This window comes from Halomonas hibernica (genome assembly GCF_013183775.1).
Lineage (GTDB): Bacteria > Pseudomonadota > Gammaproteobacteria > Pseudomonadales > Halomonadaceae > Vreelandella > Vreelandella citrativorans.
Genome location: NZ_VIFN01000008.1, coordinates 40,372 through 54,817 on the forward strand (window position 1 = coordinate 40,372; position 14,446 = coordinate 54,817).

The window sequence follows — 14,446 nt, forward strand, 5'->3', positions numbered from 1 at the left end:
TCACAGCGGCGTGACAACCTCAGACTTCTTCTGAACCCCTGGATTCAGGGCGTTGCTGGAACTGAAGACCCATTAAAAAATTACGCAATACCTGGTCTTTACACTCACGATAATTTTTATGCGTAGGCTTACGGAAGAAAGCACTTAACTCGTGGTTGCTCAACCGAAACTCGGCCTGCTCAAAAATAGCTAGAATATCGTCGGCTTTTAAATTTAGCGCAATGCGCAGCTTCTGGAACACCATGTTGTTGTTCAAGTTGCTTTCTGGCGCGGGCTGCTCGCCGTCACGCTTCCCACGCTTATAGCTAATAAATCCGTTAAGAAACGCGGCCAACTCGCGATCTCTCATTTTGAGGAATTTTTCGTCTTCCTCCTTTTTCAGCCACCCGGACACCTGCTCCTCAGATACTGTAAACTCTGCCAGCGCAAAAACTTTCAATACGGCAGTATCTTTTAAATCAAAGCAGTACCGGATACGGCGAAAAATATCATTATTGGTCAAACGACAGCTCCTGGTCTTAGGAAAACCCAGCACAATCCCGCTGGATGTGCATTTATCAAGATCATCATGGTAACAACAAAGCCAGCTATTTCGCTGTCAGTTTTTCAAGCAGCTCATCAATTTCTGCTTTCAAATCTTTATCTTCAATCTTGTTGGCACTGATTTTGGCATTTTGCAGATGTTGAATAGCAGCCTCTTCCTGGCCCAACTCAACCTGCAGGGTCGCCATTGAAAAACCGATAGACGACAGGTGGTCTTTAGCATTGGCGACCTCGGCTTTGTGAAGCGCCTTTTCATACATCACCAGCGCGTCATCCAGCTCTTCGGTAAAATCCGCCAACGTTTCCCACTGCTCTGGATGATCCTTATCAGTATCTTCATGCTCGATACAAATGGCGTTCAGCTCTGCATACAGCGAATCAAACGTCTCTCGATCGTCCTTCTCTGCCGCCTTCATCAGCTTTTCAGCCAACTCATAAACAGCCTTGTAAATTTTGGTATTGATCATGTCAGCTACCTTCAACAGTAAAATGAGAATCGACTGGTAAACTCGCCGATACGACCCGATATGCGCGCCCACACTACGGCAATTGGCGATGGGCCGTATTATACCCATGAAGCGCTCTCTTGAAGGTTTTTCCGACAGTAACGTCGAGTTGGCGATTGAAAAAGCCTCTACTCGCTTAAGACAAACTACCTACCACCCGCAATATCAATAAACGAGCCGGTCACATAAGAAGCCTCATCTGATAGAAGCCAAGTGATAGCCTGAGCAACCTCTTCAGGGGTGCCGCCACGTTTTAAAGGGATTTGGGGCGCCAAGCGCTCAACCCGCCCCGGTTCACCGCCATCGGCATGCATATCCGTATGGATAAAGCCTGGCCGCACTCCGTTAAGGCAGTATGATAATTATGCCTGTAACCCCGTGCGCCCTTGCATGTTCCACCCCACTTTAAGTGCCGCTTCATAGAAAGCTTTAACTTCATCTTATGTTTTGGCGCGAGATGCTTACGTAGCTCACCATTCATTAAACACTTGTCATATTCAATGTGCTGTCATTCAATGCACCGCTCTGTTTCATAGCCTGCCCGTTTCACAAATTCGCGCTTTTCCTCCTTCACACCGCGAGCTTTTTAGCGGTTTGTACTACCCGCTGACCTAAATAACGCGCAGTAAGCAAGTCCTTTTCATTGAGATCAGTATCCAAGGAATGGGCAATAAGCCCGGACTGTGCACCAAGCCTGTTACGCATTGCAGGGTCATAGTTGCCCGGTGTATCCAGACCCACCCAAAACATACCATGCTGACTAGCAAACACTTGCAGGTACTGAATGGTACTCAGTTGATCACCACTTAAGTTAGCACCAATGGTAAAACCAGCGGCAATTTTGTTTGCCCATGCTTGCCTTGCCCACCACTCACTTGTGGCATCCGTAAACGCTTTAAACTGCGCTGATACGCAGCCCATATAAGTAGGTGAGCCAAAGATAATCGCATCAGCATTATCTAGTTGCCGCAGCAGCTCGATGTTACGAAAACGCCCTTCAACAATATCGGCGCCAACAATTTCTACTGCGACCACTTCAACACCAGGTTCCATTGCAGCACCTGATGCAATCGAGTGGGCCAGCTTTTTGGTAGTGCCTGTTACAGAATGAAAAATCACGACGACTTTCACTACAGTATCTCCCTTCCGTTGCTCTGATTCTTTCTACACTGCTGGTTACAACGCATCACGATTTAAATTACGCTCTGCCGGGATGTCACTCAGATACTCAACAAACTCCACCTCAAACCCCGCTGGGTCAACGAAGTAAACGTTTTTACGAAACGGCTCGGTGGCACCCGGTTTGGCAACGGCAAAGCCCGCGTTATTTAATCGAGCCACTACGGCATCCAGGTTATCGGTCACGTAGGCAAAGTGGGCCAGGCCCACACTATGGCCTTCCAGCGCTCGGTTCTGTCCTTCGCCATGGTCGCTTAACGCCAGGTAATGCCTTTCATCACCAAAGTGCACCCACTTGCGCGGTTTGCCGTACCACTCACCCTGCCCCTCATCGCGTATATGCCAGTGTGGGAAAGCAGCGCGGTAAAACTCCAGCATGGCATTCATATCAGCAACGACCAGATTCACGTGTTCCAGGTACATATTGTTCTCTTTGCGTGGGTTCGGATAAAAGGTTAAAACCTCAACCCAAGTTGAGGTAAAGCTTTTTTTGAACCAGAAGAAAACGGGAGCGAGAATGGCGGAGGCAAACTGGAGTGTCGGCAAAGTCGCCAAGCGCTGCGGCATTAATATCAGCGCCCTGCACTTTTACGAACAGCAGGGACTAATTCAAAGCTCGCGCAATGCGGGCAACCAACGCCGCTATAAACCGGAGGTGCTAAGGCGCATTTCAGTGATTAAAGCCGCGCAAAAAGTGGGCGTCAGCCTGGACGAGGTCAAGCAAGCTTTCGAGTCACTGCCCAATAACCGCACGCCCACGGTGGAAGATTGGCAGCAGCTTTCCCGGAATTGGCAGCGCATGCTGGATGGCCGCATTGCCTACCTGCAAACGCTGCGCAATAACCTCAGCGGCTGTATCGGCTGCGGCTGTTTAAGCATGACCCGCTGCCCGCTGTATAACCCGGATGATGAGTTGGCGGAGGCGGGTAGTGGCCCAGTACTGTTGGATCAGGCGGAGGAGCGGGCTGCCGATGATAAACATGATCAAGCGTCATGAACAATAACGGTGGCATTAACAGAGCAGATTTCGACAACGTACTTTCAACAACGTACTCCCGGTGGCCTTTCGGGTAGCACGCCCCGGTACGCTTAATGAACGGGCAGCCACTAGCGGTTTCCATGGATATCAGGCGTGGGCGAGTTTAAGCCCGACAAGCCCCGCAACGATCAGCGTTAAACTCATTAGTTTGAGTACGCCCAAAGATTCGCCAAACAGCACGATACCTAAAATGGCCGTCCCCACTGCGCCAATCCCTACCCATATCGCGTAAGCAGTACCCACGGGCAGGGTTTTCAGCGCCAGGCCCAGCAGTAGAAAACTCGCCACTAGCGAAAGTAGCGTCCAGGCAGTCGGCCAGAGTTTTGTAAAGCCCACCGAATATTTCAGCCCGATGGCCCAGCCGATCTCCAGAAGGCCCGCTATAAACAATATAAACCAGCTCATGTATTCCTCATCGTCGATTGCTTAATCAATTCTTTGCCTCGATTATCTCATAATGGCGCACGGCGTTGCGGGTCAGCCCGCCCTATTCGGGATTTGGGTACGGAGCAGCAAGGCATGTGCAAAGTTCACGCAATACGGTAAATCAGCGCTACTACAAGCACTACGTTATACTGCGACATATTTTCATTCCGACACCCCTTACGACATCCCGTCAGAGCCCCCTATGTCATTTGCAAAACTAGGCTTATCCAGTCCACTTGTTCAAGCGATTACCGAACTTGGTTACAAAGCCCCAACGCCCATTCAGGAACAGGCGATTCCTGCCATTCTTTCGGGTAACGATTTAATCGCCACTGCACAAACCGGAACAGGCAAAACCGCTGCCTTCGTTCTGCCTCTGCTGGAAAGATTCACTACAGCGGGAACGCTACGCGGCAAACGCATACGTGCGCTGATCCTCGTACCGACCCGTGAGCTAGCGGTTCAGGTTGAAGCCAGTGTCGCTCAATACGCTAAACATCTTCACTTAACGTCTATGGCGGTGTATGGCGGTGTGGATAGCGAGCCTCAAAAGCAGCGACTAATTAAAGGGATTGATATCCTCGTCGCCACACCGGGCAGATTGCTGGATTTGGCGCATCAGCGTGCGCTGCACTTTGATGAACTCAACGCCATGGTGTTGGACGAAGCGGACAGAATGGTCGACATGGGTTTTGTCGACGATATCAACAAAATCATAGAACGCCTGCCTGAAAACCGTCAGAACCTGCTGTTTTCGGCCACCATGAATGGCGACGTTCGGGCGCTGGCCTACGGTTTTTCAGACAGCAAGATGACCGACCTGGCATCTGAAATATCCATTTCTCCCAACATTCGCGCCGCCGCGACTATCAAACAATGGCTAATCGCGGTAGACAAAGACACAAAGTCCGCCCTGCTAAGCCACCTGATTAACGAGCAAGCGTGGGATCAAGCGCTTATTTTTATCGAGAAAAAACACGGCGCGGCCAAGCTGGTTGACCAACTCGCAAAGCGTGGCATCAAAGCGGATTCCATTCATGGCGACAGAAGCCAGGCCATGCGCGAAAAGATTTTGGCGCAGTTCAAATCTGGCGAGCTAAAGTACCTGGTCGCCACGGGGGTTGCCGCACGGGGGTTGGATATTGGCGAGCTAAGCCGTGTGGTGAATTACGATTTACCCTTTCAGCCAGAAGAGTACATTCACCGTATTGGCCGAACCGGCCGCGCGGGCGCCTCTGGTGAAGCCATCTCGTTTGTCGCCTTGGCTGACTTTAAAAATCTTTGCGCCATTGAAAGGCGATTAAACAGCATTATTGAGCGCAAAGAAATTGAAGGCTTTCCGGTTCGAAAAGTAGTGCCCGCTTCAAACCTGAACTTTAAGAAAAAGTAATCGTTAAACCTTACCAATGAAGTTCACCTCTTAACAAATAAAAGGTGAGCTTCTCTGCTAAAGGCGTTTGCAATTAAGGCCTGTTTTACCAAGCCATGGGTAAGCATGTGTGGCCGTTAAAGGTCTTCCTAACGGCTAGGCTGAGTCTGGTGAAAACGCGTCCAATAGCTCGGCATTGGTTGGATATTTGTCCAATAGCTCAAATAACTTCTGCGCGCCTTCGACTGGCTTAAGTTGTGTCAACGCTCTACGCAATGTGCGTACTTTTTCAATGTCTTTTGCATCAATCAAAAGCTCTTCACGGCGGGTGCTGCTTTTGGCAATATCGATCGCTGGGAAGATGCGTTGATTGGCCACCTCGCGTGACAGCACGATCTCCATATTACCCGTGCCCTTAAACTCCTCGAAAATCACCTGATCCATACGGCTTCCCGTATCCACCAACACGGTAGCCAGAATGGTGAGCGACCCGCCGTTTTCGATCTTCCTCGCGGCGCCAAACAGCTTGCGCGGTATTTCCATCGCTCGACTATCCAGCCCGCCCGACATGGTACGGCCATTGCCCCGCTGCTCGGCATTATGAACGCGCGAGAGCCTAGTCAGCGAATCGATTACGATCATTACATCGTGCCCCTCGCCCGCTTGCCTACGCGCCGTCTCAAGAAGCTTATCGGCCATTTGCACATGATGGGTGTAGGTTTCGTCGCTTGAGGAGGCATGAACCTCTGCCGACACGCTGCGTTTGAAGTCCGTCACTTCTTCCGGGCGCTCATCGATCAGCAAGGCATACAGCTTGATATCCGGGTGCGCCTCAGCCACGGCCTGGCAGATGTGTTTGAGCAACGTCGTTTTTCCGGAGCCTGGCGGTGCTACGATCAGCCCACGTTGGCCCATCCCTATGGGCGTGATCAAGTCCATCGCTCGTACGCTGCGCTGGCTGGAACCAGGCTCTAAATGAATGCGGGGGGAAGGATGAATGGCGACGCCATTTAAAAAGCGTTTTTCGGGGTCATCGGGGAATTGGTCTTCAACTTCGCGGGCGGGCTTAGCCTCTTGCTGCCTTTTTACCTTCAAGCCTAGTGTTTTTCTCGTCATAAGATCGATGGATCGCCTTGATTAACCTGAATTTATAGAACAACTGCAGCGTTTTGAAAATGATATTGGTCTTGCAGCACAACTGTATCTCGCGGCTGGACGTGATGCCTTTTGGTAAGCAAACAGAATAGTCTTTAAAAGAATAGCCAGATCATAGACCAGCTGGCCTTTCGCGTCGTTGAGGTACTTGGGATGGAAAACCGACACGTCGAGCTTATATTCAATCAGACAGTGAACTGCGTGCTCAAAGGTGCCGGGATGAAGCTGATCTGGGTGGTTAATCACCAACATAGCGTTCTGACCGTGTTTATAGGGCTTGAAACGCGTATGCTAATCAATCCTTGCCTGTTTTCCAGATCCTAATAAAACCTATTCAACAACTAAGTTTGTCTAACGCCCTACGCTTAAATCAGGTGCGCTGTAGGCATCACCTAAGGTAGCTTGTCATGCTCTTTTTCGTTGGAGATGTTTCGCCTTCTCGCTAATAAAGTAATAATTTGTAAATGCCTCTAAAGCATGATAATTCCTATGACAATAGAATTTAATATCATCCTTTTTTATATGTGTCAGAGCTACAAACATACTTTTATCTATATATCGATATACTGGCAAAATATTAAATAAATTACTGCTACTGGGAATTGACTTCGCATAGTCTTGATATTCAATTTCTTTCGCATTAATTAGGTCATAAATATAAGACTTATATATATCTTCGCCCTCATAATCATCATCAAGCAATACATAAAACTGGAATGCACTAAAAAGCTCTACGTAACAATATAGAAATCTTGATTCTTTGTTTCCACAAAGTACTAAACTGTGTACGGGGTAGTTTGGACTTTTATGCTTATTTTCCTCGAAGGAGCCTTCTGCATCTTGCGTTGGCAGATATGGTGATAATATAACATTGCGTTTTATACAATTATTACCGAGATCAATAACGCTTTTCATATTATTTCTGGAGATTCCGTTTATTGCAGCAAATCCAGCTGAAATCTTGCCAAATCCTCTCTTAAATACTTCATTACTCAAACTGAATGGGGCATTAAACGCTCCAGCGAGATCATCAAAAATCTTAACTCTATCTGACTCTTTAATCGTTTCCTGCTTTAGCAAATACTTCTTATAGTTTTCGCCGTTTTTGATAGAATCAGCATAAATTGTCAGTTTATTTTTGTCAAAAAATGGCTTCTTAGGAAAGTACTTACCATTTTTATAAATGACATCAACACCATAGTTCTCATGCGTGGCTAAAAAATTTTGACTACTTTTCCTATCTCTTTTAATATTTAATCTAGAAACTAGCGATGAAAATATTTTATTGAAATTCTTATCAATATCTTCATTCAATATTTGATTTGCTTCTAAAGAAAGAATTTTACTAGATTTAACTTGTCCTCCAAGTGAATTAGGAATTACATGTTCCAATGAAGCATCCATACCTTTATCATCGTCTTTATGTGCTTTAATAATGCTTCCAGTTAGATAGCACTCTAGCATATTAATCTCTCGCTACTGTAGAAATGAAGCTATGGTAAGAAGCCGAAGAAAAATAGCAATGGTCGGCTCCAACTACTATTAATGCGCTAGTCACCTCTGTCGCGATACTTACGCCAACATTCTTTAAGGCTCAGGTACACTCTATCTGCTTCAGCTCTAAAGAATATAGCTATATAAAGGAAGAGTATCAACAGCCCTAAGGCTCCCAACTGTCCCAACAAATCATTAGGCAATCCCAATACGACTACTAAGGAAAAAACCAACGCAAATAGGAAAAAGAAGATAACCGCCATAAGATATGTATGGATAACTTCCAAGGTCTTTATCACTAATTTTGTTTTTGGTCGCTCAATTGGTGATTCCAACTGAGAAAAAGCACCCATCAAAAACTTTTTAGACGCTGAACCAAGAAATCTTAAAAGGCTCTTTGACGATTCCCGAAAGATAGCACTTCTGACGATTCTTAAAATTGCCATAATAATGCTCAAAACCAGGAAAACAGCTAGCAAGTTCCAAAAAACATCACTAAACCACCAAGGAAGATCTTCACTATATATCGTTGCTATCTCAGCTATCTTGTCCATCCAGTTATCCTATCTCGGTTCAACTCACTACTGCATAACTTCGCCAACATACGAGCTGGCGAAAAAACTTTTGATTGATCTGGTTAGGGCCTACATGGCTTGATTCAAATCCACTTTTAATCCAGCGACCTTGAGCTCTTTCGCCAATTCAAGTCGCCATGCACCTGCTGAATCTATATCAATGTATAAAACACCAAGCAAATCAGAAGGCATTTCCACATTACCTTTTCTCAGAACGCAGACCCGATCCCTCCCTAACTTGGCAGCCATATAACCAAGCTCAACCAAGACGTTTTGTCGCGCACGAGGCTGGAGGTCTTCTGGTGATGCGGAACTTGATCCCACATCGTCAGGGGTAAAGAGTATGACAGCATATGCAGCATCGGTATGCTTTTCGAGCTTCTCGATAATAGTTTTCCCTTCATTAGGTTGTTCATGCAGAATTACTGCATTCAGTCCTAATTTTTCGATAAACCTTGCCGATGACTCTTTAACTTGCTCGTCATGCCCATGGACAATAAAAACATTATTACTACTTTCTGAAACTATGTTTCCTTCCGTATTTGTCATCTTTTGTTCTTTAAATAGAAGCTCATGTGTATAGTCCTTCCCAGAGGATAAAGGCAACAACCTACGATCTGTTGCCATATCTGTGATACCAGAGTTTCTCATCCTGTTGTTATGTTTTTCAGCGAAATGAGACTTTGACTGTGAGGTTTGCGTAATCTTAATTTTTTGAACGTCATCAATATTTTTGACGATCATTCCGTCAACGGTGAACGCCCTTCCAGAATGCCACGGCGTTAGAATTTGCTGGTTAAGCTCATCAAATGTCAGATCGTTGAAGACTGCAGATCTATCCTTCTTCTTTGCATCACCAATCAGCTCTACATGGCAATGCCAATACTCATCTGGGAATTCGACTACTTCTTCCATAGATTCCACGCACCTATATTTTTGATTTTTCACTAACAGTGATTATTTATAGCCAGCCAGATACACCAATAAACATGCCTTTGCGTTTATTGACACTATCTAGCCAACCTCATTTTCATACCCAATTGCTTTAAAAAAATATTAAATTTTCACTAGGAAGAATATCTAATAATCACGTGCCCTCTCATTTTTCTCTGTTCATATTACTCTATTCATAAAATTGGCTTAGGTCACGCGTCGAGCAGGTAAATTTTTACAGTGCGGTGTTGAGGGAGTGCAAGGCGGAGGAAAGAAAACGTTTTTCAAGTAACTGTTTTATTTAAGTAATTTAATACAGATCGCGCAACAAATTGTACTCCTACAACCTCGTATTGCAGGCTTAGTGGCACGACGAACTGTTCATCTGTAGCCTCATTGCAGAGAGCTTCTGTAAAAGCCCGACTTCATCGGGTGATCGTTTTTGGTGGCTAATCAAGCGCTGATCGCCCAATGAACTGGGCTCCTACAACCCCCTCACCGCGGGCTTTGGGCTTTGGGCTTTGGGCTTTGGTGGCACGATAGCTGCTGATCGCGCAATTGATTGCGCTCCTGCAGGCACCGTGCACTTAGCTGGGTCGGCATATTAGGCTTTCAAAACGTAGCGCAGCGTTTCAACCACCTGATCAGTAGTAGTGCACCAGGCTTGGCCACCCGCATCTACCTCTTTCAGCGGGTGAACAATATCTTCACTGTGCAGGGTGATGTAGGGCTTGGCGAGTGCGGCGCAGTAGCCTGCGTCAAAGGCAGCATTCCACTGTTTGTATTTGTCGCCGAAGCGCACCACAACCAGATCCGACTGCTCGATCAGCGTGCGGGTGCGAATGGCGTTGACCTTGGAGGATTGGTGGTCGCGCCAGAACTGATTGCTCTGCTCGCCCAGGTGGTCGCCGGCGGCGTCACTGGCGTCGTGGTCGGTGACTGGGGCGGTGAACACGATATCCAGGTCGGCGGCTTCTGCGCCGCGCTGGATTTCGTCGCGCCAGTCGGTGTGGATCTCTCCGGAAAGATAAACGTAAAAGCTCATGGCTTGCTCCTTGAATGCTGACTATCAGATAACTCGGTAGAGCCATTTTATGGAAAAACATTCCAACTTTATACCGGCGCTAGGCTTTATGCTAAAACTCGGTGAGTAAAGACCAGACAAGACAAAAATCGGCGAAAAAACGGAGTTTACTAATGTAAATGAGTATTTTGATCGGACTCGCGCACGAGCCGATTTTTAACGCCGTATGGTAGAAGCGCAACCAGTTTTCGTAAAAGCCTAGATGAGGGGCTGTTTGGCTAGTAGGTAGATATCCATAATCCAGCCGTGCATTTCACGCAGTGCGGCGCGGCGCTGGATAATCTCGTCGCTTACTTCGCTTAGTGGGCCTTTGATCAAACACTGCTTATCCATCCCCAGGTAAGCGCCCCACCAGATGTAGGTGTCTTCTTGGGGCAGCGTGGTAAACGCCCCGCCGCTGTCGAGCATTACCGCTACCGTGGCGGCATCTCCGGGCCAGCCGCGTTCGCGCAGGCGGCGCCCGGTGGTAATCTGGATGGGTTCGGCGAGCGCGTTGAGCGGTATTTTGTGCTCGGCGGTGAGCACTTGCAGGCTGGTGATGCCGGGCACTACCTTGACCTCAACTGCACGGCCGCTGTCCGTCAGGCGCTTGGCGATGCGCAGGCTGCTGTCGTAAAGCGAGGGGTCGCCCCATACCAGCATTCCTACGCGGCCACCGTTTGGCAGGTGCTTATCCATCAACTCCGCCCACACGCTGGCAATGGCGTCATGCCACTCGTCTACTGCGCTTAGGTACGCACCCTTGGCTTCGCGAGTGGGTAAATCGAACTCGACGATACGGGTGTGGGCTGCTTCATCAAGCAGCTCGCCGCAGAGTACGCGGCGCAGGTCGATAAGATCCGATTTCGCCTCGCCTTTGCGCGGCAGCAGAATCACGTTGGCCGCGTTCAAGGCGCGCACCGCTGCGAGCGTTACGTGGTCAACGTTGCCGGTGCCAATGCCGATCAGCGAGAGCGTGATCATGCGCTGCCCTCTTCATCGCTGCTGGCAAACGGCGAATCGGCGGACTGCGGGCGAAAGCGGCGGTCGTAGCCTACCGCGTACAGGCTGCTTTCCTGGAAGTCCTGGGATTCAAGTACCGGCCCTACCAGAATCAGCGCCGTGCGTTGCAGCGAGTTGTCGATCAGCGATACCACCGTGGATAAGCGCCCGCGCACCACATGCTCATCCGGCCAGCTGGCTCGCCATACAATCGCTACCGGGCACTCTTCGCCGTAATGGGGCGTCAGGTTTTCGACCACTTGGGTCAGGTTGTGAATGGAGAGATGAATGGCAAGCGTGGCTCCTGTGCGGGCGAAGTTGGCCAGCGTCTCGTTGTCCGGCATGGCGCTTGCCCGGCCCGAGGTGCGAGTCAGCACTACGGATTGCGCTACGCCGGGAAGTGTTAGTTCCTGGCCGAGCGTTGCCGCCGCCGCCGCAAAGGAAGGCACGCCGGGGGTAACGCTGTAGGGAATATCAAGCTCGCGCAGGCGGCGCAGCTGTTCGCCCATGGCGGACCACACTGATAAATCGCCGGAGTGCAGCCGGGCGATATCCTGGCCTGCGGCGTGGGCGGTCTGGATTTCCTGCATAATGTCATCAAGTGACAGCGGCGCGGTGTTGATGATGCGCGCGCCTTCTGGGCAGTGCTTGAGGATTTCTTCAGGCACGAGTGACCCTGCATACAGGCACACCGGGCAGGCGGCGATTAAATCGCGCCCGCGCAGCGTCAAAAGATCCGGCGCGCCGGGGCCTGCGCCAATAAAATGAACCGTCATAATCCAACTCCTTGCGCCGCTGTGGTGGCCACCGCGGCCGTGGCCTTTCTATCGTTTGAAACTGTTCGTGGGCCTAAAAGCTGCGCCCCGCTGCCTGCGGCCAGCAACGCTACGGCTTCGGCCACGCTGCCGGTGCCTTTTTCGCGCAGGCTATAGGCGGAGTGAGTCAGCGTGGTAACGCTTTCCAGCGCGGCATCCGCGACGCCCATTACCGGGGTGTTGCGGGCACTGCCCAGCGCTTCAACCAGTGGCAGCATGCTGCGCGCTGCCGCTAACTGGTCGACAGGGCCGTACTCGGCAATCAATTGATCCAGCGCCTGTTCCAGTGATTCAAGCGTTGCCTGCTGGCGAAAGCCGAACCCTACGACTTTGAGCGCCTGCCTAGCCACTGTTTGCTTGGTCATCGAACGCCACGCCACTGCACAATCGGGTAGCTGGCTTTCCAGCCCCGGCGGGTGCCCATGGGGGCGGCGTGGGCCAGTTCCAGGCGTAGCAGCTCGCCACCCGCCTGTTGCTGCCAGTGCGCCAGCAAGGCTTCGGATTCCAGCGTGACCGCGTTAGCTACTACGCGCACCCCGACAGGAAGGCGCTGCCATAAAGCGTCCAGCAGTTCTTGGGAAAGCCCGCCGCCGATAAACACCGCATCGGGCAGCGGCGCATTCTCAAGCACCTCCGGTGCGCGGCCTTCGTTTACCTCCAGCCAATCAACGCCCAAGTTTTCTGCATTACGCCGCGCCCGCGCGGCGCGCTCCGGGTGCTGCTCGAAGCCGATAGCCTGATTATCCGGATGGGCCAGCAGCCACTCAATGGCGATGGAGCCAGAGCCAGTGCCGATATCCCACAACCGCTCCCCAGACTTGGGGGCAAGTGCCGAAAGCGTTAGGCTGCGCACGGCCTGCTTGGTGATCTGCCCATCGTGCTCAAAAAAGCTATCGGCCAGGCCCGGCGTTAAAGGCAGCGCGGGGCCGTTACCGGCGACTTCGATGCCGACCGCCACCGGGTGAGCGATATCCTCGGGTAGCGTATCCCCCATGCGCAGCGTGCGGACGCGTTCATCTTCACCGCCCAGAGCTTCCAGCACGCGTAGCTGGGAATCCCCAAAGCCAAATGTTTTCACCAGCGCGGCCAATTCAGCTACAGCGGCACCATCGCGTAACAGCACCAGCAAGCGTCTACCGCTTTGCAGGTAGGGTCGAATGCGGGTAAGCGGTTTAGCGTGCAGGCCCAGGCAGGTGCAGCGCTCAAGCGGCCAGCCCAACCGGGCCGCCGCTAGGTTAAAGGTCGAGGGTGATGGCACGGCGATCCATTCGCTGGCCTCCAAGTGGCGCGCCACGCTAGTGCCCGCCCCGAACCAGAACGGATCATTGGATACCAGCATGACCACTTGGCGGCCGCGCTCATTGAGAAGTGCGGGGATGCCATCAAGAAACGGCACCGGCCACTCACGAATATCCGCATTTAACGGGGGAAGAAGGCGCAAATGGCGATGCGCACCAAACACGATTTCGGCACGCTCAAGCTGCTCGCGGCTTGCCGCTGTCAGGCCCGCTGTGCCACTCTCCCCCCAACCTAACAGTGTGAGCCACGGAGCCTTGTTAACTAAAGCCATGATAAACATCCTGATTCTTGGGGGTACGAGTGAAGCAAGCGCTTTGGCCAGCGCCGTTAGCCAGCGCGGCATTCCAGCCCTGTTCAGCTATGCGGGCCGCGTTAACGCGCCTAAAGCGCAGCCGCTGCCCACCCGCGTGGGTGGTTTCGGCGGCGCCGACGGTTTGGCGGCTTTTATCACCCAACAGCGCATCACCCATATTATTGATGCAACCCACCCGTTTGCCACACAGATGAGCCATAACGTGTTGGCCGCCGCCCAGCAAACCGGCATACCGGCGATTGCTCTGACCCGCCCCGCCTGGACGCCCACCACTCACGATAACTGGCAACACGTGGCAAGTGTCGAAGAGGCAGTTAGCGCCTTGGAAGGCCCGCCCCAGCGCGTGCTGCTCGCCATTGGCCGTATGCACCTGGCCGCGTTTGCCGCGCAGCCTCAACACCACTATGTGCTGCGTTTGGTTGACGAGCCAACCGCCCCGCCGCCGCTTGCCCACTTCACCACCACGGTAGATAGAGGCCCTTTCACGCTGGAAGGCGATTTAGCGCTATTCAAAACCCAACGTATCGAACGCATCGTGTGCAAAAATGCTGGCGGCGAAGGCGCTGTTTCCAAACTTGATGCCGCCCGCGCGCTCGGCGTGCCGGTCATCATGATCGACCGCCCAGCGCTGCCTGCTCGCCATGAAGTGCATAGCGTTGATGAGGTACTTGCCTGGCTTCACTAAACACTCCAGGGTTTGCCTGAAAAGCCAGCGAGCGATGGTCAGGCTAGGCA

The 14,446-nt window shown here is 51.0% G+C and carries 17 protein-coding genes and 1 pseudogene; 3 read left to right on the top strand and 15 right to left on the bottom strand.

All coding sequences use genetic code 11. From position 1 onward, the window contains the following. Positions 1-19 precede the first annotated feature (19 nt). The 5 genes and pseudogenes from FKN99_RS12735 to FKN99_RS12755 form a co-directional block, all read right to left on the bottom strand. On the bottom strand, positions 20-502 hold the full coding sequence (locus FKN99_RS12735) for a YehS family protein (RefSeq protein ID WP_172118236.1): 483 nt from the start codon (positions 500-502) through the stop codon (positions 20-22). Between the two features lie 85 nt (positions 503-587). Further along, positions 588-1,010, bottom strand: a complete 423-nt coding sequence (locus tag FKN99_RS12740) for a tetratricopeptide repeat protein (RefSeq protein WP_172118345.1) — start codon at positions 1,008-1,010, stop codon at positions 588-590. 185 nt (positions 1,011-1,195) lie between these two features. Beyond that, positions 1,196-1,399, bottom strand: a pseudogene (locus tag FKN99_RS12745) (SDR family oxidoreductase); the annotation flags it as partial. 220 nt (positions 1,400-1,619) lie between these two features. Further along, positions 1,620-2,180, bottom strand: coding sequence for a flavodoxin family protein (locus FKN99_RS12750; RefSeq protein ID WP_172118237.1), 561 nt, complete (start codon positions 2,178-2,180; stop codon positions 1,620-1,622). A 45-nt stretch (positions 2,181-2,225) separates the two neighbouring features. Further along, positions 2,226-2,651, bottom strand: a complete 426-nt coding sequence (locus FKN99_RS12755; RefSeq protein ID WP_172118238.1) for a VOC family protein — start codon at positions 2,649-2,651, stop codon at positions 2,226-2,228. Positions 2,652-2,745: 94 nt separating this feature from the next. Between FKN99_RS12755 and soxR the strand changes: the two genes are divergently transcribed. Then, positions 2,746-3,225 (top strand): redox-sensitive transcriptional activator SoxR, encoded by a 480-nt coding sequence (gene soxR, locus FKN99_RS12760; protein ID WP_172118239.1) that lies wholly within the window; start codon positions 2,746-2,748, stop codon positions 3,223-3,225. 129 nt (positions 3,226-3,354) lie between these two features. On the opposite strand, the gene sugE is transcribed toward soxR, so the two are convergent. Next, on the bottom strand, positions 3,355-3,672 hold the full coding sequence (gene sugE, locus FKN99_RS12765) for a quaternary ammonium compound efflux SMR transporter SugE (RefSeq protein WP_172118240.1): 318 nt from the start codon (positions 3,670-3,672) through the stop codon (positions 3,355-3,357). A 223-nt stretch (positions 3,673-3,895) separates the two neighbouring features. Between sugE and FKN99_RS12770 the strand changes: the two genes are divergently transcribed. Beyond that, a complete protein-coding gene (locus FKN99_RS12770) occupies positions 3,896-5,083 on the top strand; it encodes a DEAD/DEAH box helicase (RefSeq protein WP_172118241.1) in 1,188 nt (395 codons plus the stop codon). Between the two features lie 135 nt (positions 5,084-5,218). Here the strand turns inward: FKN99_RS12770 and rho are convergent, their stop codons facing one another. From rho to cbiE, 9 genes are all read right to left on the bottom strand, one after another. Next, positions 5,219-6,178: a transcription termination factor Rho gene (rho, locus tag FKN99_RS12775; RefSeq protein ID WP_172118242.1), complete on the bottom strand. Its 960-nt coding sequence runs from the start codon at positions 6,176-6,178 to the stop codon at positions 5,219-5,221. A gap of 444 nt (positions 6,179-6,622) precedes the next feature. Continuing rightward, positions 6,623-7,681: a hypothetical protein gene (locus FKN99_RS12780; protein ID WP_172118243.1), complete on the bottom strand. Its 1,059-nt coding sequence runs from the start codon at positions 7,679-7,681 to the stop codon at positions 6,623-6,625. A gap of 86 nt (positions 7,682-7,767) precedes the next feature. After that, positions 7,768-8,265: a hypothetical protein gene (locus FKN99_RS12785; protein WP_172118244.1), complete on the bottom strand. Its 498-nt coding sequence runs from the start codon at positions 8,263-8,265 to the stop codon at positions 7,768-7,770. Positions 8,266-8,355: 90 nt separating this feature from the next. Next, on the bottom strand, positions 8,356-9,201 hold the full coding sequence (locus tag FKN99_RS12790) for a TIR domain-containing protein (RefSeq protein ID WP_172118245.1): 846 nt from the start codon (positions 9,199-9,201) through the stop codon (positions 8,356-8,358). A 622-nt stretch (positions 9,202-9,823) separates the two neighbouring features. Continuing rightward, entirely contained in the window at positions 9,824-10,264 is a 441-nt protein-coding gene (locus FKN99_RS12795; protein WP_172118246.1) for a YtoQ family protein, read from the bottom strand. Between the two features lie 237 nt (positions 10,265-10,501). Continuing rightward, positions 10,502-11,266, bottom strand: coding sequence for a precorrin-6A synthase (deacetylating) (gene cobF / locus FKN99_RS12800; protein WP_172118247.1), 765 nt, complete (start codon positions 11,264-11,266; stop codon positions 10,502-10,504). Beyond that, complete coding sequence (gene cobM, locus FKN99_RS12805; protein ID WP_172118248.1) at positions 11,263-12,060, bottom strand: precorrin-4 C(11)-methyltransferase; 798 nt, start codon at positions 12,058-12,060, stop codon at positions 11,263-11,265. The genes cobF and cobM overlap by 4 nt, the downstream gene beginning before the upstream one ends. Then, positions 12,057-12,464, bottom strand: coding sequence for a cobalamin biosynthesis protein (locus FKN99_RS12810; protein ID WP_172118249.1), 408 nt, complete (start codon positions 12,462-12,464; stop codon positions 12,057-12,059). The genes cobM and FKN99_RS12810 overlap by 4 nt, the downstream gene beginning before the upstream one ends. Next, positions 12,461-13,669: a precorrin-6y C5,15-methyltransferase (decarboxylating) subunit CbiE gene (cbiE, locus tag FKN99_RS12815; RefSeq protein WP_172118250.1), complete on the bottom strand. Its 1,209-nt coding sequence runs from the start codon at positions 13,667-13,669 to the stop codon at positions 12,461-12,463. The genes FKN99_RS12810 and cbiE overlap by 4 nt, the downstream gene beginning before the upstream one ends. Here cbiE and FKN99_RS12820 point away from each other — a divergent pair. Further along, positions 13,668-14,396 (top strand): cobalt-precorrin-6A reductase, encoded by a 729-nt coding sequence (locus tag FKN99_RS12820; RefSeq protein WP_172118346.1) that lies wholly within the window; start codon positions 13,668-13,670, stop codon positions 14,394-14,396. The genes cbiE and FKN99_RS12820 overlap by 2 nt on opposite strands. The last annotated feature ends 50 nt before the right edge of the window (positions 14,397-14,446 follow it).